Origin of the sequence: Micromonospora sp. B11E3 (genome assembly GCF_039871625.1) — a bacterium.
Lineage (GTDB): Bacteria > Actinomycetota > Actinomycetes > Mycobacteriales > Micromonosporaceae > Micromonospora.
The window spans coordinates 68,792-86,343 of the sequence record NZ_JBDPMC010000019.1; the positions used below are offsets into that span (position 1 = coordinate 68,792).

A 17,552-nucleotide genomic window follows, 5' to 3' on the forward strand; every position below is an offset into this window, starting at 1 on the left:
GCGCGCGGCACCCGGCGAGCGCGCGGCACCCGGCGAGCGCACGGCACCCGGCGAGCGCACGGCACCCGGCGAGCGCACGGCACCCGGCGAGCGCACGGCACCCGGCGAGCGCACGGCACCCGGCGAGCGCACGGCACCCGGCGAGCGCACGGCACCCGGCGAAGGCGCGGCACTCGGCGAAGGCGCGGCACTCGGCGAGCGCGCGGCCGGCCCGGGCCGGCACCGGGCGTCCTGACGGCGCCCGACCGACCGGCCGCGTCGGTCACCCAGGCGTCCCTCGGGTGGGCAGCACCAGCGGTTTCGCCGGCTCCGGGTCGGGTAGCCGGGCGGGTGACTGAGGGGGGAACGCGATGCCGGATCCGAGTTCCTGGCTGCACGAGGCCACCGCGACCGCCGAGGGCGGCCACGTCCGTACCGACGACGGAGGGCTGTCGACCGCCCTGGCGTCACCGCTGGCGCCGCACTGCACGGGCCTGACGCCCGAGCAACTGCTGGCCGCCGCGTTCGCGTCCTGCCTGCACCACGCGGCAGTGGAGGCGGCAGGGGAGATCACGGACGAGGCGCACACCGTGCAGGTCCGGGCCGAGGCCCGGCTGGGCCGTGACGACGACGGCCGCTACCGGGCCGACGTGCACGCCTCCATCTCCTCGGCGGGGCTGACCCGGCAGCAGCTCGCCGAGCTGGTCGAACACGCGGACCGCCTCTGGCCGTTCTCCAGCGGCGACAACACCCGGCACCGGCTCACGGTCACCCCCGCGGAGAACGGCCGCCGCTGACCAGGCGGGCCGGCCGGTGCTGGGCGGCACTGGACACTGGGCGGCACTGGGCGGCGTCCGGCAGACCACGTCCGGCAGGCGATCGCGGTGGGCGGACGCGACCGGCAAACGCAACCGGCGGACATGGCCGGCGGGCGGGTGCGGCCCAGGTGTGTCGCGCGGGCGCTGCCGGCGCTGACGCTTGGATGATCCACTCCGTGTCGCCGACATGGCGGGATCACCTGGAGATCTTGGTGCGAATCGGCCCCTCGGGGGGCCATTTCATACCAAGATCGCCTGGCGGCCCGCCGAGGACCGCCTCGCGGCCCGCCGAGGAGCGCCTCGGGGTGGGGCGCGGACCGCCTCGCGGCGCGCGGATCGAGTCCGAGCCGAGCGGGTGGTGCCACCACCAGAAGGCGGCCCACGACACATCCACCGATCAGTTACTTGATCATCACCCGTACGGCCCAATTGATCATGGCTGAGCGTCGAGCCAGGGATGGCGGCGGTTTAGACCGGCAGGAGGCGACAAACCATGATAAATCCGTAATACACGACATGAATAAAAGACGCCAATGATGCCCCGGGACCGGGAATGGCCGGGCAGAATCCCGCAAATTGTGGCGCATGCCACCAAGCGCCCAGGCCGCAGGCCGCCGCGGGTTGTCTAGCCTCGCCGGGTGCGCCCCGACGACTCCGCCAAGCAGAAGCAGACCGGAACGACATCGGATGACCGTTCGGCCGATGCCACCCCCGCCGTACGTCGGGTCGGGCGGCACCGCGCCGACCCGCCCCGTCGCGGCGGAGTGCTGGCGTCCACCCCAGTACGAGCGGCCCTGGCCACCGGCGTGACCTGCTGCCTCGGCGTCGCCGTGTTCGCCGGCACCCGGCAGGCCGACCAGCACCGGGAGCCGATGCGTGAGGCCCTGGCCGACCGGGCCGCGGTCGCCGCCGAGGCCGAGCAGCGCGCCTCCCGTTCCCTCGACCGCTCCCCCGCCGTCCCGGTCACCGTCTCGCCCAGCCCGACGGCGACGCCCAGCGCCACCCCGAAGCCGAAGCCCAGGCCCAAGCCGAGCCGGCCGAAGCCGGTGGCGGGGCTGAACCAGCGACAGATGGACAACGCCAAGGTCATCGTGGACGTCGGCGTGAGCATGAAGGTGCCCCGCCGCGGCCTCGTGGTGGCGGTCGCCACGGCGATGCAGGAGAGCAACCTGCTCAACTACGCCAGCGGGGTGCTGCCGGAGTCGCAGAACTACCCGTACCAGGCCATCGGCTGGGACCACGACTCCGTCGGGCTGTTCCAGCAACGGCCGAGCAGCGGCTGGGGCACCGTCCGGGACCTGATGCGCCCGGCGTACGCCGCGCGGGCGTTCTACGAGGCGCTGCTGGAGGTTCCCGGCTGGCAGGACATGAGCGTCACCGCGGCGGCCCAGGCCGTGCAGATCTCGGCGTTCCCGGACGCCTACGCCCAGCACGAGGACCGGGCCACCACGGTGGTCGAGGCGCTGACCTGATCATCGCACCGGCTCAGCCTCCGGCGCCAACGGGCTGATCCCGTCCCACCGGCTCAGGCGACCCGGGTGCCGCGCTCGCTCGGCGGCTCGACGACCCCGGCGCTACTCGCCGCGGCCCGGGTCGTCGGCACCCCGGCGGGCGGCACGGCCGCCGCGGCGGTCGGGGTGTCGACCGGCACCGGCGCCCCGGCCAGCCCGGTCAGGATCTCGTCCGCCCGGTCCTCCCGCCGGCGGCGGGCCGCAAGGGCTGCCTCGAACTCCCGGCGGGCCTGCACCGCCTCGGCGTACACCCGCTCGCGGACCTGCCGAGCCTCCTCACGGGCCGCGTCGAGCTCGAACCGGGCCTGGGCCAGGATCTCGGCGGCCTCCCGCTCGATCTCGCCCAGTTCGGCCCGCTCACCCGCGCCGCGGCGGCGCTCGACGACGTCGCAGAGGCGGGTCGCCTCGTGCCGGATCTGGTCCCACTCCCGACCGGCCCCCGCGAGGCTCTCCGCCCGCGCCGCGAGTCTCGTCAACCGGACTCCCAGCTCGTCGAGGCAGGAGTCGACCTGCCCCCGGTCGTAGCCGAACTCAACGACGGAGAACCTCATACTGTCGCCCCCCAGGCAGCCGATGTTTCCTTCCCCACGCCGATCCTCGACCGTGCCGGCGACCCCCGAGGGGGTTCGGGAAAAATGTTCAGCATCCGCGCGGCGGGGGCGCCGCGGCCCACGGGGCGGGTCAGGCCCGCTTGGGCAACACCACGACGCGGCCGAAGAACTCGTCGATCCGGCGCACCACGTCGTTGAAGTCGTCCAGGTCGATCGGCTTGGTCACGTACGCGTTGGCCTGGAGCGTGTAGCTGCCCACGATGTCGGTGTCGGCGTTCGAGGTGGTGAGCACCACGATCGGGATGGTGCGCAGGTCCTCGTCCTGCTTGACCTCGCCGAGCACCTGCCGGCCGTCCATCCGGGGCATGTTCAGGTCGAGCAGGATCACGTCCGGGCGCTGGGCGTCGGTGTGCCGGCCCCGGCGGTGCAGGAACTCCATCGCCTCCTGCCCGTCGCCGACCACGTCGATGACCTTGTCGATGTCGGAGTCCGCGAGGGCCTCCTCGATCATGAGGACGTCGCCGGAATCGTCGTCCACCACGAGGATGCGAACGGGTCCGGGGGTGCCTTCACCCATGGGAGCTACCTGCCTCGGATCGGGGCGGACGGGGACCTGCCGGTCACCCGCTGGCGGGAATCTAACCGATCAGGGGGCGGTCTGCGGCGGCGGGTGGCCGGCGTCGGGCTCGTAGCCCAGCACCTCGGCGAGACCGGTGATCCGCAGCACCCGCTCCACCCGCCCGGTGGCGCCGGTGACCCGCAGCCAGCCGCCCCTCGACGCCGCCCGGTTGTCGCCCCGGACGAACGCGGCGATCCCGGTCGAGTCGCAGAAGGTCAACCCGCTCAGGTCCACCAGCAGGTGGCGCTCCCCCTCGGCGGCGAGCCGGTCGATCGCGGCGTTCAACTCGGGGGCGCTGCTCATGTCGAGCTCGCCGGCCAGGTGTAGGCATGCCCCGACGCCGTTTCGTTGCGCGTACGTGACGGTGAACGTCACCGTGGTCCCTCCCGCTCCACCGCAGGTGGACGCTTGCAGTGGAGCAAGTATAGACAGGACGCACGGTCACCGGGTCGGGGTGCCCGTGCGGCCCACCGAGCGCCGCGCGTCCCTCGGCCAGGAACCCGGCCGCGCGCGGGAAGTCCCGCAGCTCACGTCCGTAGTGCTATCTCCTTCGGTCGGCGGGTGTCGGCGGGCGCCGGCACCGCGTGCAGGTGCCGGGGCGGCCGGCCGTGCGCCGTGCTCGCCCGCAGCGCGAGCACGGCGATGTCGTCGTGGTCGCCGTGGGCGAGCCAGTCGCAGGTCACCTGCTCGACCCGTTCGGCGAGCGCCGGCGCGGGCATCCGGTGGCACCCGGCGAGCGCGTGGACCAGCCGGTCCGCGCCGAACTGCTCGTCGCCCCGCCGGCCGCCGCGGGCCTCGGTCACCCCGTCGCTGTAGAGCAGGCACGTCTCGCCCGGCGCGAGCTGGACCGTCGTCTCGCCGATGCGCGGGTCGGGCACCACCCCGATCAGCATCCCGCGCAGCGAAACCGGCTCCACCTCACCGGTGGCGCGCAGCACCAACGGCGGCAGGTGCCCGCCCCCGGACATGGTCAGGGTCAGCCCGCCGTCGTGCCGGGGGCGCACCACGCCGAGCACCATGGTGGCGAAGCGGCCCTGCCCGTGCGCCTGGGTGGTCTCCAGCAACGCGTCGTTGAGCAGCCGCAGCAGCCGGACGGGGTGCGACTCCACCCGGTGCAGCGCCTGGAGGCACTGTCGCAACTGGCCGGTGAAGACGGCCGCCTCGACGCCCTTGCCGGAGACGTCGCCGAGGAAGAAGACGCTGCCGCCGTCGGACAGCCGGTGCGCGCCGTAGAAGTCCCCGCCGATGCGCAGCCCGGCCTGCGCCGGCCGGTACGCCGTACCCCATTCCACGCCGGCCGCCTCCTCCGGCTCGACCGGCGCGAGGCTGGCCTGGAGGGTGTCGGCGACCTCGGCCTGGTCGCGGTAGAGCACGGCGGTGGTCAGCGCGGCGCCGGCCCGGGCCGCGAACGCCCGGAGCAGGTCGAGTTCGGCCTCGCCGTGGCGGCGGTCGGCGGGACGGGCCACGATCAACACCCCGGCCGGCAGGTCCCGCCCCGGCAGCGGCACCACCCGGACGCCCGGCCACGCGGCGGGCGGGCCGGGCAGCCAGCCCGCCTCGACCGCCTGCTCGACCAGCCAGTCCAGCGCGTGCGGCTCGAGGCCGGACAGCGCCTCGTCCACGGCGGCGGGCAGGTCCGCCGCGTTGCGCACCCCCGCCTCCACGGTCGGCGTGTCGTCGTCGGCCCGGCCGGCCCGCCACCAGCGGGCCCGGCCCGAGCGGGGGGCGAGCACCAGCACGGCCACCTCGGCCAGGGTGGGCACGGCGAGCCGGACCACCGCGGCGGCGGCCCGGTCCGGGTGCAGCGGGTTGCCCAGCTTCTCGCCCACGATCGCCAGGAACGCCGAGCGGGCCCGCTCGGCCAGCAGCGCGTCGGTCCGGGTGGCGCTGTCGGTGACGTCCTCGACGTACCAGCAGGACCGGCCGGCGGACAGCGGCACCCGGCGCAGGCGCAACCGGCGGCCCCGGTGGCCCAGTTCGGCCCCGTCCTCCGCCGAGGATCCGAAGACCCCGATCCCGGCGGCGGCGAGCGGCTCGCTCGCGGCCACCTCGGGCAGCAACCGTCCGGCGACCGGGTTCACCTGGCGCACCACTCCGGCGGCGTCACAGACGATCAGGCCCTCGCGGACGTGTTCGACCACCTCGGACCAGTCCGGCTCCGGCGTGCCGCCGCCGGGCTGCGACGCCGGACGCGACGCGGGTCGCCCGGGCGCGTCGACGGAACACGCCGGAACCTGTATCGCACTCGGCGTGGAGATCCGTCCGTCGCCCGGGTCACAGCCCCCGACGTCGGCAGCAGTCACCAGCTGAGCCCCACCCCTCATCGACGCTCGCGGGTCGCCCGAAAGGGCGAATGTGGTCCAATTCCCTGCGCCCACCCTACGCCCGTACGCCTGCGCGCCAGCCCTCACACATCCTGACCTGCCCGGGCCCGCCGTACCCGACGCAGCGGGGCCGGCGTTGCTACGATCCGGACAACCCTGCCCGATCGGCAGCCCGCGGAAAGGCGTGACAGTGGTACCTCATGGGAGGAAGCCCGAGGCGACGCCGCTGACCATGGCCGTCGACCTGACCGAGCCGGGCGCGCCCGTGATCCGGATCGGTGGCGACCTGGCCTTCACCACCGCCGCGCCGCTGCGCCACGAGGTGGACCGGCGGCTCGCCGAGCAACCGCCGACGCTCGTGCTCGACTTCGCCGAGCTTCAGTTCATCGACAGCACCGGGCTGTCGGTGATCGTCCACGCGTGGCGCGAGGGGCAGCAGAGCGGCACCAGCATCCGCCTGCGCTCGACCCCGCGGTTCCTGGACACCATCCTCGACATGACCGGCGTACGCGGGCTGCTCGCCCGCCCCCTGCTCGGCACCGGGCCCTCGGACGACTCCCTGTTGGGCCGCACCTCGGCGTCCGCCTGAGGCCCCGGGTTCCCCGCCCGCCGCGGGGGCGTGACGCGCCGCAGGCAGAGGATGGCCCCCGACCCTGGGACCAGGGACCGGGGGCCGGCGAGGATGGCCTAGGTGGCGGTCACCGGCTGCAGGCGCGGTCCGGCGCCGCGCAGCTCGCCCGCGCCCGGCGGGGGTTCCGCGTCGTCCGGCGGTCCGGAGTCGGGCGTCTGGAACAGGTAACGGACGAACTCCCCACCCGCCTCGTTGTCGTCCGCCCCCGGCCATTGCCCGATGCAGTCCATCCCGACCACCTCGCGGCCGGTGCCGTCGGCTTCCTCCATCAGGGCCCACAGGCTCACCGGGTAGCACCGGGTCGCGTCGGGCGCGAGCCGCCAGCGGGCGTACCAGCCGGGTCGGGCGGGAACGATCTCGACGATCCTCTTCATGACGACCTTCCCTTCCGCGTGCGTCGGAAGTCTTCCGGTCCAGCTCGATCGTGGGGCGGGGTCGGGTGAGCGCCCCTCACCCCGGCCGGATGACTCTCCGGTCCGGTCCGCCGGACCCGCGCCGGCCGCGCCGGCGCCCGTTTCGGCCCGGGCGGCGGCGGGAAGGCGACGGGCGAGACAGCGGATCGAAGAGGGAAGAAGAGGTGTGCCATGCGCAAGCAGATGGAGGGCGACAACCAGCGCCGTCGGACCCTGGCTCGACAGGCGCGCGAACGCGGCCTGCGGGCCAGCGAGACCGGCGCCTCGCTGAGCGCCACCAAACAGCTCGCCCACCTGGACCGGGGCAAGCGGGCGGGCCCGCCGCCGGCCGGGCGACACAAGCCGGCCACCGTCGAGGGCGGGCCGAAGCCGCCGCCGCCTCCCACGCCGTCGGTGCTGCGGTCCGGCCCGGCCCAGCCGCGCCCGGGCCGCTCGGTCGGCGGCGCGCCGGGCACGGCGGACATGGGCTACCGGGGGCTGGTCGACGACGTCGGCCGGCGCGCCGGGGTCGACTTCCCGACCGCGAAGGTGGCGGCCGAGGCCACGGTGCTCACCCTGGCCTGGGCGCTGGACCAGGCCGAACGGCAGCGGCTGCTGGCGGCCGTACCGTTCAGTCTGCACGACGTGGTGCCGGCCGACGGCGTCCAACGCCACCAGGATCTGCCCGGCTTCCTCGCCGAGGTGGCCCGGCTCTGCGGCCGTACCCCGGAGCAGGCCCGGTACCAGGCGGCGGCCACCCTCGCCGCGCTGGCCGACCGCGACGGCGAGCTGATCGCCTCGCTGCGCGTACCCGACGGGTTGCGCGACCTGCTCGCCACCCCGCCCGGCGGCTGAGCGGCCCGGCCCGGCGGCTGAGCGGCCCAGCCCGGCGGCTGAGCGGCCCAGCCCGGCGGCTGAGCGGCCCGGCCCGGCGGCTGAGCGGCCCGGCCCGGCGCGGCACGCGCGCCGGGCCCCCTTCCCCGCGATCTTGCACTTTGCGCCCGCGAGATGCGCGGAAGGCCCGGAAAGCCGGGGCAGAAACTGCAAGATCGCGGGGGACGTGGGGCGGGGGCCAGGGCGGGGTACCGTGCCGGGGTGGACAGCAGCGGCGGGGTGGAGATCGTGGTCGACCCGGGCCGGCCGAGCGGGCGCACGCTGCTCGCCGACGGGGTCGCCCAGTCGTACGTCGACGTGGCCGACCCCCGACACCTGCACTTCGAGTACGTCCGCCGGATGGCCGACGTGGTGGACCTCGCCGCGCCGCCCGGCGCGCCGATGGACGCGCTGCACCTCGGCGGGGGCGCGCTGACCCTGCCCCGCTACGTCGGGGCGACCCGGCCCGGCTCGGCGCAGCTCGTAGTGGAGCGGGACGCGGGCGTGGTCGACCTGGTCCGCCGCGACCTGCCCCCGCCGCCACCGGGGGTACGCGTCGAGGTCGCCGACGCGCGGGACGCGGTCGCCGACGCCCCGCCCGCCCGCTACGACCTGGTGCTCGCCGACGTCTACCGGGCGGCCCGGATGCCGGGGCACGTGGCCAGCGTCGAGTTCGCCGCAGAGGCGGCCCGGGTGCTGCGCCCGGACGGCATCCTCCTGGTCAACGTCACGGACCTGCCGCCGCTGGTGTTCACCCGCGCCCGGGTGGCCACCCTGCGCGCCGTCTTCGCCGACGTCTGCGTGGTCGCCGACCGGCGGATGCTGCGCGGGCGCCGCTACGGCAACGTGGTGCTCGTCGCCGCCCGGCGGGCGGGCCGGCTGCCGGTCGGCCGGCTGGCCGCGCGGGTGGCCCGCGACCCGGTCCCCGGCCGGGTGCTGCACGGGCCGGCCCTCGACGAGTTCGTCGCCGGTGCCCGGCCGGCCCCCGACGCCTCCCTCGGCGTAGGGGCGCCAGGAGGCACCCTTCCCTGACACCCGTGGTACGTCAGGGGCGGGAAGCGGCGCGTGGGCGGCAGACGGGGTTTCCGGTGGCGTCCGCCGGGTAGCCGCGCCGGATGAGAAACGGCGACGACCGGACAACCGCCCGCCGGACCGCGGTCGTCATCGGGGTGGTGCTGGCGACCGTGGTGGTGCTCGCGCTGATCTGGGCCACGCGGCGCGTACTGACCTGGGTCGTCGTCGCGGCGTTCTTCGCGGTCGCGCTGAAGCCGCTGGTCGACGCGGTCCAGCGCCGTCTGGTGCGGCGGCGCGCGCTGGCCACCCTGCTGGTGTTCGTCGTCGTGTTCGCCCTGCTGGGGGCGTTGCTCACGGGGATCGTCCTGCCGCTGGTGGGCGAGGTGACCCGGTTCGCGGACCGGGCGCCGGAGTTGCTGCGGGAGGCCCGGGCCGGCCGAGGGCCGGTCGGCGAGCTGCTGAACCGGCTGCGGCTGCGCCAGTTCGTGGTCAGCCACTCCGACCATCTGAGCCAGCTCGGCGGGCGACTCGGGGGACCCGCGTACGGGTTCCTGCGCAGCGCGGTGGAGACGGGGGCCGGCGTCGCCACCGTGATCGTGGTGTCGTACCTGATGGTGTTGCAGGCTCCGCGGATCACCTCCGGCCTGCTGCGCATGGTCGGCGACGAGCACGACGAGCGGATGCGGCGGATCGGCCGGGGCGTATCCCGGGTGGTGACCGGCTACCTCGGCGGGAACCTGCTCATCAGCCTGATCGTCGGCGTGCTGGCCTTCGTCGTGCTGACCCTGACCGGGGTGCCGTTCGCCGGGGTGATCGCGCTGCTGGTAGCCCTCACCGACCTGATCCCGCTGGTCGGGGCGACCCTCGGCGCGGTCATCGCGGTGGTGGCGGCCTTCCTGCACTCCCCCACCGCCGGGATCGTCGTGCTGGTCTTCTTCGTGGTCTACCAGCAGGTGGAGAACCACCTGCTGCAACCGGTGGTCATCGCCCGCGCGGTCCGGCTCAGCCCGTTGAGCGTCGTGCTGAGCATCCTGGTGGCCGCCAAACTGGCCGGCCTGCTCGGGGCGCTGCTGGCCGTCCCCGCCGCGGGCATCTCCCAACTGCTGCTCCGCGAGTTCCTGCCGCCCGAGCGCCGGCCCACGCCCCCGGCGGTGCCGGAGGACCCCGGCGGGCGCACCCCCTTTCGTGACCGTCTGCGGCTCAGGAGAAGGCGGCGCCGGCCGGAGTCACGCTGACGACCACGCGCCCGTCCGACGAGGGGCCTCGTCAGCGCCGGCTGGCCACCTCCGGCGACGTGCTCTCCAGCGGCACGGCGTTCGCGGGTATCAGGCCGAGCTGCACGGCCGGACGGGACAGGGTGGCGTCGAGCAGCCAGTCCGCGCCCACCCGGGCCCGGTTCGACGGCATGGCCAGCAGGTGGTAGCCGCGGGTGACGGCCTTGGCGGGCAGCCCGGACAGCGACACCTTCAGCGGGTTCGCGGCCGCGTCCTTGCCACCGAGGTCGACCACCCAGCCCAGCTCGCGGTGCCGGTACGGCCGGCGCCGGCCCTGCCCGTACGAGGCGGCGATGTTGTGGGCGGCCAGCTTGCCCTGGCGCTGGGCGTGCTGGGCGGACATCGCGCAGATCCTGCCGGGGTTGTTGGGGTCGGGCACCGCTGCGGCGTCGCCGCAGGCGTACACCTCGGGATAGCCGGGGACGGTCAGGTACTCGTCGACCGTCAGGCGGCCCTTCTCGGTGCGCAGGCCCAGCTCGGCGACGAACGGGTCGGGACGCACGCCGACGCACCAGACCAGCGTGCACGTCGGCACGTACTCCCCGTCGGTCAGCTTGACCCCGTCCGGGGTGGCCTCGGCCACCGACGTGCCCATCCGGACGTCGACGCCGCGCCGGCGCAGCACCCGGTCTGCCGTGTCCGACATCCGCCGGTCCATCTCGGGCAGCACCCTCGGGGCCACGTCGAGCAGCATCCAGCGGGGCCGGACGTCGAGGTGCGGGCGCTGGGCGACCAGCCGGTCGGTGAAGAGTTGACCGTGCGCGGCCACCTCGGTGCCCGTGTAGCCGGCGCCGACCACCACGAACGTGGCGCGTGCCCGCCGCTCCGCCGGGTCCTCGGCCAGCTCGGCCAGCTCGATCTGGCGGACCACGTGGTCGTGCACGTAGAGCGCCTCCGGCAGGCCGCGGAACCCGTGGGCGTACTCGGTGACGCCGGGGATGGGCAGCAGCTTGTTGACGCTGCCGACGGAGAGCACGAGCCGGTCGTACGCGAGCTGGCCGGTGTCGCCCTCGGGATTGGTGTAGCCCACCCAGCGGTTCTGCAGGTCCACCCGGTCGGCCTCGCCGACGACGACCCGGACGCCGTTCAGGGTGCCGCTGAGCGGCACGGAGATCCGGCCGGGCTCGACCACCCCGGCGGCCACCTCGGGCAGCAGCGGCAGGTAGAGGAAGTAGTCGGTCGAGTTCAGCAGCACGATCTCGGCCCGGTCCCGGGCGATCCGGCTCAACGTCTTCGCGGCGTGGTAACCGGCGAACCCGGCTCCCACGATCACCACACGAGGTTTCGTCATGTCCGCTGCGGTTCCCGCCGGCCGGACGGGCAAACACACAAGCCGGGCATTCAAGAACGGCAATATGGACAGCGGGGGTGTTCCGGGGCGACGATGCCCGGATGGGAGCACACCACAGCGCCGGCGATTCCACCGGGGAACCCGGGGCGGCTCGGGCGCGGGTGCAGTCAGGTGAGGTTGGGCCGCAGCCACCGTTCCGCCTCGGCCACCGCGCAGCCGCGCCGGACGGCGTACTCCTCGAGTTGATCCCTGCCGATGCGGCCGACGGTGAAGTACCGGGACGCGGGATGGGCGAAGATCATGCCGCTGACGCTGGCGGCCGGGGTCATGGCGTACGACGCGGTCAGGCCGATCCCCCGCGACCCGGCGTCGAGCAGGTCGAACAGCTCGCGCTTCAGCGTGTGGTCGGGGCAGGCCGGGTAGCCGAACGCGGGCCGGATGCCCCGGAAGCGCTCGGCGTGCAGGTCCTCGATCCTCGGGTCGGCGTCGGGCTCGAACCACTCCCGGCGCGCCCGCAGGTGGACGTACTCGGCGAACGCCTCGGCGAGCCGGTCGGCCAGCGCCTTGACCATGATCGACCGGTAGTCGTCGTGCTCGGCCTCGTAGCGGGCGGCCAGGGCGTCGGCGCCGTGGACGGCGACCGCGAAGCCCCCGAGGTGGTCCCCGGCCCCGGCCACGTAGTCGGCCAGGCAGCGGTTGGCCCGCCCCTCCGGCTTGCCGGTCTGCTGCCGCAGCATCGGGAACCGGACCCCGTCGACCACGATGTCGTCGCCCTCGGCGTACGCGGGCCAGAAGCCGTACCCGCCGCGGGCCTCGAACGCACCCTCGGCCTCGATGGTGTCGAGCAGGGCGTTGGCGTCGTCGTACAGCTCCCGGGCCGCCGGCTGGTCGAGGATCCGCGGGAACTTGCCCTTCAACCCCCAGGCCAGGAACAGGAACTGCCAGTCGATCAGCGGGCGCAGCTCCCCGACCGGCAGCTCCACGGCGCGTACGCCCGTGAACGCGGGGGTCGGCAGGTCGGCGAAGTCGACCCGCTCGCGGTTGGCGCGGGCCTGCTCGAGGCTCAGCAGCCCCAGGCCCCGGCGGGTCAGGTGCTGCTCGCGCAGGCGCTCCTGCTCCGCCCGGTTGGCGGCGTCCAGCTTGCTGGCCCGCTCGGCGTCGAGCAGGTCGGACACCACCCCGACGACCAGGGACGCGTCCAGGACGTGCACGGTCGGGCCGTCGTAGGCGGGCGCGATCCGCACCGCGGTGTGCTGCTTCGAGGTCGTCGCCCCGCCGATCAGCAGCGGGAGGCGCAGACCGCGCCGGCGCATGTCGGCGGCGACCGTCACCATCTCGTCCAGCGACGGCGTGATCAGCCCGGACAGGCCGACGATGTCGGCGCCCTCGGCGACCGCGGTGTCCAGGATCTTCGCCGCCGGCACCATCACGCCGAGGTCGATGACCTCGTAGGCGTTGCAGCCCAGCACCACGCCGACGATGTTCTTGCCGATGTCGTGGACGTCGCCCTTGACGGTGGCGAGCACGACCTTGCCCCGGCTGTGTCCGGTGCTCTTCTCCTTGTCCATGAACGGCTCGAGGTAGGCGACGGCGCGTTTCATCACGCGGGCGCTCTTGACCACCTGCGGCAGGAACATCTTGCCGGCGCCGAACAGCTCCCCGACGACCTTCATGCCGTCCATGAGCGGACCCTCGATCACGTCGAGCGGGCGCCCGAGCAGCTGCCGCGCCTGCTCCGTGTCCTCCTCGACGAAGTCGACGACGCCGTGGACCAGCGCGTACGAGAGGCGCTCGTGGACCGAACCCCCGCGCCAGGACAGGTCGGCGGTCCGCCTGGTGCCGGTTCCCGTGACGGTGGACGCGAAGGACACCAGCCGCTCGGTCGCGTCCGGGCGCCGGTCGAACAGCACGTCCTCGACGAGCTCCAGCAGGTCGGCGGGGATGTCCTCGTAGACCGCGAGCTGGCCGGCGTTCACGATCCCCATGTCCAGCCCGGCGCGCACCGCGTGCAGCAGGAACGCCGAGTGCATCGCCTCGCGTACCACGTCGTTGCCCCGGAAGGAGAACGACAGGTTCGAGATGCCGCCGCTGGTCCGGGCGCCCGGGCAGCGCTGCTTGATGAGCGGCAGGGCGTCGATGAACGCCTTCGCGTACCCGTTGTGCTCGGGGATGCCGGTGGCGACGGCGAGCACGTTCGGGTCGAACACGATGTCCTCGGGCGCGAAGCCGGCCCGGCCGACCAGAAGGTCGTACGCGCGGGCGCAGATCTCCACCTTGCGCTGCGTGCTGTCGGCCTGCCCCTGCTCGTCGAAGGCCATCACGACGACGCCGGCGCCGAAGCCGCGGATCCGCCGGGCCTGGGCGAGAAACTCCTCCTCGCCCTCCTTGAGGCTGATCGAGTTGACCACGCCCTTGCCCTGCACGCACTTCAGCCCGGCCTCGAGCACGCGCCAGTTCGAGCTGTCGATCATGATCGGGACCTTGGCGATCTCCGGCTCGGTCGCGATCAGGTTGAGGAACGTGGTCATCGCCCGCTCGCTGTCGAGCAGGTCGGCGTCCATGTTGACGTCGAGGATGTTGGCGCCGCCGCGGACCTGGTCGAGGGCGACGTCGACCGCGCCCTGGAAGTCGTCCGCCTCGATCAGCCGCCGGAACCTCGCCGAGCCGGTGACGTTGGTCCGCTCACCGATCATCACGAAGCCGGTGTCCGGGCCGATCTCGAACGGCTCCAGGCCGCTGAACCGGGTCGTGGCCGGCGGGACGGCCACGGCCCGCGGGGCGACGCCCCGCACGGCGGTGGCGATCTGCGCGATGTGCTCCGGCGTGGTGCCGCAGCAGCCACCGACGACGTTGACCAGGCCGGCGGTGGCGAACTCGCCGATCAGCCGGGCCGTCTCCTCGGGTGTCTGGTCGTACCCGCCGAACGCGTTCGGCAGGCCGGCGTTCGGGTGGCAGGCCACGTAGGTGCCGGCGAGCCGGGCCAGGTCGGCGACGTACGGGCGGATCTCGGCCGCGCCGAGCGAGCAGTTGAGGCCGACGAGCAGCGGCTCGGCCCGCTCGACCGAGGTCCAGAAGGCTTCGACGGTCTGGCCCGACAGGGTCCGGCCGCTGAGGTCGACGATGGTGACCGAGATCCACAGCGGCAGGTCGGGGGCCACCTCGCGGGCCGCGGCGATCGCCGCCTTCACGTTGAGCGTGTCGAAGGCGGTCTCAATCATGAGCAGGTCGACGCCCCCCTCGGCCAGCGCCGCGATCTGCTCGCCGTAGGCGTCCTTGACCTGGTCGAAGGTGACCGCCCGGTACGCCGGGTCGTCGACCCGGGGCGACAGCGACAGGGTGACGTTCAACGGGCCGACCGAGCCCGCCACGAACCGGCCGCCGGCCTCGTCCGCCACCTGCCGCGCGAGCTGCGCGCCGCGCAGGTTCATCTCGCGGACCAGGTGCTCCAGGCCGTAGTCGGCCTGCCCGATGCTGGTCGCGGTGAACGTGTTGGTGGTGATCACGTCGGCGCCGGCCGACACGTACCGCCGGTGCAGGTCCAGGATCAGGTCCGGCCGGGTCAGGTTCAGCAGGTCCGGGTCACCCGTCACGTCACACGGATGCCCCTCGTCGACCACCGCACCGCGATAGTCGGCCGGAGCCAGCCCGGCGCGCTGCAACATCGTGCCCCACGCGCCGTCGAGGACCATGACCCGCTCGGCCATCGCGCGTCGCAGTGCCGCGACCACGTCGCTCCGGCTGCGTGAACCATCCATGCCAACCGCCTCCGTATCCACCGGAGGCGCCCTTGTCGTGAAGGTGCGAGCCGAGCGTGGCGGGCGGGGACGCCCGTTGCAGCGCCTCTCGACTCGGCCCCTGATCTTACCCGAGGCGCCCGGACAGATCGTGGGATTCCGATTCCTCGGGACGCCGGTACGGTTGGTGCTCACACCGCCGGTCCGTCGCACCGGGCCTTCCGCGCTCCGGGGCGCGGATCAGTTGCTGGCCGCGCCTCCGCCCCTCGACCCGGCCGAACAGGCAGCGAGGGCCCGCCAGGAGCACACCTGGCGGGCCCTCGCCTTCCCGGGTCCGGCGGCGTGTCCGGCAGATCGTCATCAACCCTCGCATCCGGAATCGCCAGAATGGCGGATCCCGAATCGTCGACTCAATGTCGGCGACACAGGGGTGTCCGAGCCCTCCGGATGCCGCCATGTCGGCGACATGGGGACGGATGACGGCTTCCGCGAGTTCGTCGAGATCCGGTACGGGGATCTGCTGCGGACCGCGTACCTGCTGACCGGGTCACGGCACGCGGCCGAAGATCTGGTGCAGCACGCGCTGATGCGGGCGATGCGACGGTGGCGGCAGGTGGACGAACCGATGGCGTACGTCCGCCGGATCATGGTCAACGAGCGGGTCAGCGTGTGGCACCGGCTCGGTTCCCGGGAGTTCCTGGCCGGCGTGACCGGCCCGTGGCGGCTGCACGCCGACCGGGGCCGGGGCCGGGACGTGGCGGACGAGGTCGTCGTACGCGAGGAGGTGCGCGCCGCCCTGCAGGGCCTGCCACCCCGGATGCGGGCCGTGTTGGTGCTGCGCTACTGGGAGGACCTCACGGAGGCGCAGATCGCCCGGACGTTGGGGTGCTCGGCCGGCACGGTGAAGAGCCTCGCGTCCCGCGGGATCGCCCGGCTGCGCGCGGCGCTGCCGGCGCCCCGGGCGGCGGCGTCCCGGCCGGACGAGCCGCCGCCTCTGCCGGAGGCTCCGGCACCGATGGTCGCACTGCCCGCCGTGACTAGCTCGAAAGGTGCGAACGATGGCCGATGACATCAGGGAGGCGTTGACCAGGCTCGCCGAGCCGGTGGTGCCGCGCCCCGACCCGTACCACCGGTTGCTGGTCCGCGTCCGGCGGCGCCGGCAGCGGCGTACGGCGGTGGCGGCCGTGGCCGGTCTGGCGGCGGTGGCGGTGGCGATGCCGGTGATCGGTACGGGGGGTTTACGGGCGCTGACCGACCCGGCGTCGTCGCCGCCACCCGCGGCGGGGACGTACCAGCCGGCGAGTCGGGTCGACAAGCCCATGGTGCGGCGGTTGTTGGACTCGCCCACCCGGGGCAACCTCGCCGGCGACACGGCGCTGATCGCCGACATCGAGCGGCAGTACCGGGCGGCCCCGCGCCCAACTGCTCGTCGACCCGGCGCTGGACGAGGTGAAGGTGCTGCTCGCGCACGACGCGCCGGGGGTCCGGGCGGTGGTGGTGGCGTTCCTGAACGACTCGCACGCGTTGCTTCGTTCCGCACTCGGTGACGCCGGAGCGTCCGTGCCGAAGCTGCTGAACACGACCGGCACCCCGGACCAACCGGAACCCCTGGAGCCGTTCGCCCTACTCGCCCGGCAGTCTCCGGTGGAGCAGGTCGTCAGCGTCACGGTCGGGCTGGCGCCGGCCGGGTGTCAGGTCGAGACCTCCGCCGACGGCCGCATCCAGCCGGACGGATCGGTTGTCCGGAGTTGGCAGGCGGTGAGCACCGACGGCTTCATCGTCCGGGGGGTGGGCCAGGCCACCGAACGGTGGCGGTTCACCTGCGACGGCGTCGTGCGGTACGACGGCGCGCCAGGCGGCGGCGTGGTGCGGTACGTCGGTCCCGGGGATGATCGCGCCGTGCAACACGTCGGACCCGGCGGTAACGGCGCGGACATGACCAGCCCGACGGAGAAGGAGCCGGTCTCCACCGACGGTGCACGCGGCACAGTGGACACCACGCTCGCCGCCACCGCGGTACGCGGCCTGAACAGCGCGCTCGAGACGCACGGGCTCACCGGATCGCCGGCCCAGGTGGTCTGGGGTGGACGGTTACCCGACTGGGTTCCCGGCGAGCCGGCGGCCGTGCTGGTGAACTCCTGCTCGCCCGACGGCGGCTGCGCCGCCCTGCTCGTGGCCGACGCCTATCCCGCGGCAGGCCTTGGCACCGGTCAACTACCAGACCGCCATCGGGCGTCCCGACCTGGTAGCCGTCGCTGTGCCGGGAGAGACGGGCGGCGTGCTGGTCGTCGGGCCGGAGTCAGCGGCCCGCGTCGAGTTGCTCGAAGGTAAAGGACGGACGATCGCCAGCGGGAGCCTGGAGGCCGGGGTGGGCGCGGTGCGCGTGGACCCCCGCCAGGTCACCAAGCTGCGAATCTTCGACAGGGACGGCCGAACCCTGCGTACCGAACCCACGCCGAGTCTCGGCCAGCTCGGCGAGCCGACCGTCTGGAACTGGTGACGCCGGCGCGTCGACAACTTCGGGGAAGATGCTGCCTGCCG

16 protein-coding genes, 1 pseudogene and 1 riboswitch are annotated in these 17,552 nt (G+C 74.0%); of the genes and pseudogenes, 10 read left to right on the forward strand and 7 right to left on the reverse strand.

Annotated features, from left to right (window positions below; genetic code table 11):
• Nucleotides 1-350 precede the first annotated feature (350 nt).
• Nucleotides 351-776, forward strand: coding sequence for an OsmC family protein (locus ABGB16_RS13000; RefSeq protein ID WP_347668265.1), 426 nt, complete (start codon nucleotides 351-353; stop codon nucleotides 774-776).
• A 659-nt stretch (nucleotides 777-1,435) separates the two neighbouring features.
• A complete protein-coding gene (locus tag ABGB16_RS13005; RefSeq protein WP_347668266.1) occupies nucleotides 1,436-2,269 on the forward strand; it encodes a hypothetical protein in 834 nt (277 codons plus the stop codon).
• Nucleotides 2,270-2,322: 53 nt separating this feature from the next.
• Here ABGB16_RS13005 and ABGB16_RS13010 read toward each other — a convergent pair whose 3' ends face one another.
• The 4 genes from ABGB16_RS13010 to ABGB16_RS13025 all read right to left on the reverse strand — a co-directional run bounded on the left by ABGB16_RS13010 (nucleotide 2,323) and on the right by ABGB16_RS13025 (nucleotide 5,781).
• Complete coding sequence (locus tag ABGB16_RS13010; RefSeq protein ID WP_347668267.1) at nucleotides 2,323-2,859, reverse strand: ATPase; 537 nt, start codon at nucleotides 2,857-2,859, stop codon at nucleotides 2,323-2,325.
• A gap of 130 nt (nucleotides 2,860-2,989) precedes the next feature.
• Nucleotides 2,990-3,436 (reverse strand): response regulator, encoded by a 447-nt coding sequence (locus ABGB16_RS13015; protein WP_347668268.1) that lies wholly within the window; start codon nucleotides 3,434-3,436, stop codon nucleotides 2,990-2,992.
• Between the two features lie 69 nt (nucleotides 3,437-3,505).
• Entirely contained in the window at nucleotides 3,506-3,853 is a 348-nt protein-coding gene (locus ABGB16_RS13020) for an STAS domain-containing protein (protein WP_347668269.1), read from the reverse strand.
• A gap of 152 nt (nucleotides 3,854-4,005) precedes the next feature.
• Nucleotides 4,006-5,781: a PP2C family protein-serine/threonine phosphatase gene (locus ABGB16_RS13025; protein WP_347668270.1), complete on the reverse strand. Its 1,776-nt coding sequence runs from the start codon at nucleotides 5,779-5,781 to the stop codon at nucleotides 4,006-4,008.
• Nucleotides 5,782-5,986: 205 nt separating this feature from the next.
• Between ABGB16_RS13025 and ABGB16_RS13030 the strand changes: the two genes are divergently transcribed.
• The gene (locus ABGB16_RS13030) at nucleotides 5,987-6,391 is read left to right on the forward strand and encodes an STAS domain-containing protein (protein ID WP_347668271.1); all 405 of its coding nucleotides are present in this window, start codon (nucleotides 5,987-5,989) and stop codon (nucleotides 6,389-6,391) included.
• 98 nt (nucleotides 6,392-6,489) lie between these two features.
• Here ABGB16_RS13030 and ABGB16_RS13035 read toward each other — a convergent pair whose 3' ends face one another.
• Nucleotides 6,490-6,807: a hypothetical protein gene (locus tag ABGB16_RS13035; RefSeq protein ID WP_347668272.1), complete on the reverse strand. Its 318-nt coding sequence runs from the start codon at nucleotides 6,805-6,807 to the stop codon at nucleotides 6,490-6,492.
• Between the two features lie 210 nt (nucleotides 6,808-7,017).
• On the opposite strand from ABGB16_RS13035, the pseudogene ABGB16_RS13040 reads away from it, so the two are divergent.
• From ABGB16_RS13040 to ABGB16_RS13050, 3 genes and pseudogenes are all read left to right on the forward strand, one after another.
• Nucleotides 7,018-7,668: pseudogene (locus ABGB16_RS13040) on the forward strand (DUF2267 domain-containing protein); the annotation flags it as partial.
• Between the two features lie 252 nt (nucleotides 7,669-7,920).
• Nucleotides 7,921-8,730, forward strand: a complete 810-nt coding sequence (locus tag ABGB16_RS13045) for a fused MFS/spermidine synthase (protein ID WP_347668273.1) — start codon at nucleotides 7,921-7,923, stop codon at nucleotides 8,728-8,730.
• A gap of 83 nt (nucleotides 8,731-8,813) precedes the next feature.
• Nucleotides 8,814-9,947 (forward strand): AI-2E family transporter, encoded by a 1,134-nt coding sequence (locus tag ABGB16_RS13050; RefSeq protein WP_347668274.1) that lies wholly within the window; start codon nucleotides 8,814-8,816, stop codon nucleotides 9,945-9,947.
• A 31-nt stretch (nucleotides 9,948-9,978) separates the two neighbouring features.
• Here ABGB16_RS13050 and ABGB16_RS13055 read toward each other — a convergent pair whose 3' ends face one another.
• Complete coding sequence (locus tag ABGB16_RS13055; protein WP_347668275.1) at nucleotides 9,979-11,277, reverse strand: NAD(P)/FAD-dependent oxidoreductase; 1,299 nt, start codon at nucleotides 11,275-11,277, stop codon at nucleotides 9,979-9,981.
• Nucleotides 11,278-11,444: 167 nt separating this feature from the next.
• Nucleotides 11,445-15,032 carry a methionine synthase gene (gene metH, locus ABGB16_RS13060; protein WP_347668276.1) on the reverse strand — a complete coding sequence of 1,196 codons (3,588 nt, stop codon included), beginning with the start codon at nucleotides 15,030-15,032 and terminating at the stop codon, nucleotides 11,445-11,447.
• Between the two features lie 17 nt (nucleotides 15,033-15,049).
• A riboswitch (S-adenosyl-L-homocysteine riboswitch) is annotated at nucleotides 15,050-15,128 on the reverse strand.
• A 349-nt stretch (nucleotides 15,129-15,477) separates the two neighbouring features.
• Here metH and ABGB16_RS13065 point away from each other — a divergent pair.
• The 4 genes from ABGB16_RS13065 to ABGB16_RS13080 are packed head-to-tail and all read left to right on the forward strand — an operon-like array spanning nucleotide 15,478 to nucleotide 17,511.
• Nucleotides 15,478-16,080: a SigE family RNA polymerase sigma factor gene (locus tag ABGB16_RS13065; protein ID WP_347668277.1), complete on the forward strand. Its 603-nt coding sequence runs from the start codon at nucleotides 15,478-15,480 to the stop codon at nucleotides 16,078-16,080.
• Complete coding sequence (locus tag ABGB16_RS13070) at nucleotides 16,070-16,558, forward strand: hypothetical protein (RefSeq protein ID WP_347668278.1); 489 nt, start codon at nucleotides 16,070-16,072, stop codon at nucleotides 16,556-16,558. Before ABGB16_RS13065 ends, ABGB16_RS13070 begins: the two co-directional genes overlap by 11 nt.
• Nucleotides 16,467-17,342, forward strand: a complete 876-nt coding sequence (locus ABGB16_RS13075; protein ID WP_347668279.1) for a hypothetical protein — start codon at nucleotides 16,467-16,469, stop codon at nucleotides 17,340-17,342. The genes ABGB16_RS13070 and ABGB16_RS13075 overlap by 92 nt, the downstream gene beginning before the upstream one ends.
• Before the next feature lie 46 nt (nucleotides 17,343-17,388).
• Nucleotides 17,389-17,511, forward strand: a complete 123-nt coding sequence (locus ABGB16_RS13080) for a hypothetical protein (RefSeq protein ID WP_347668280.1) — start codon at nucleotides 17,389-17,391, stop codon at nucleotides 17,509-17,511.
• The last annotated feature ends 41 nt before the right edge of the window (nucleotides 17,512-17,552 follow it).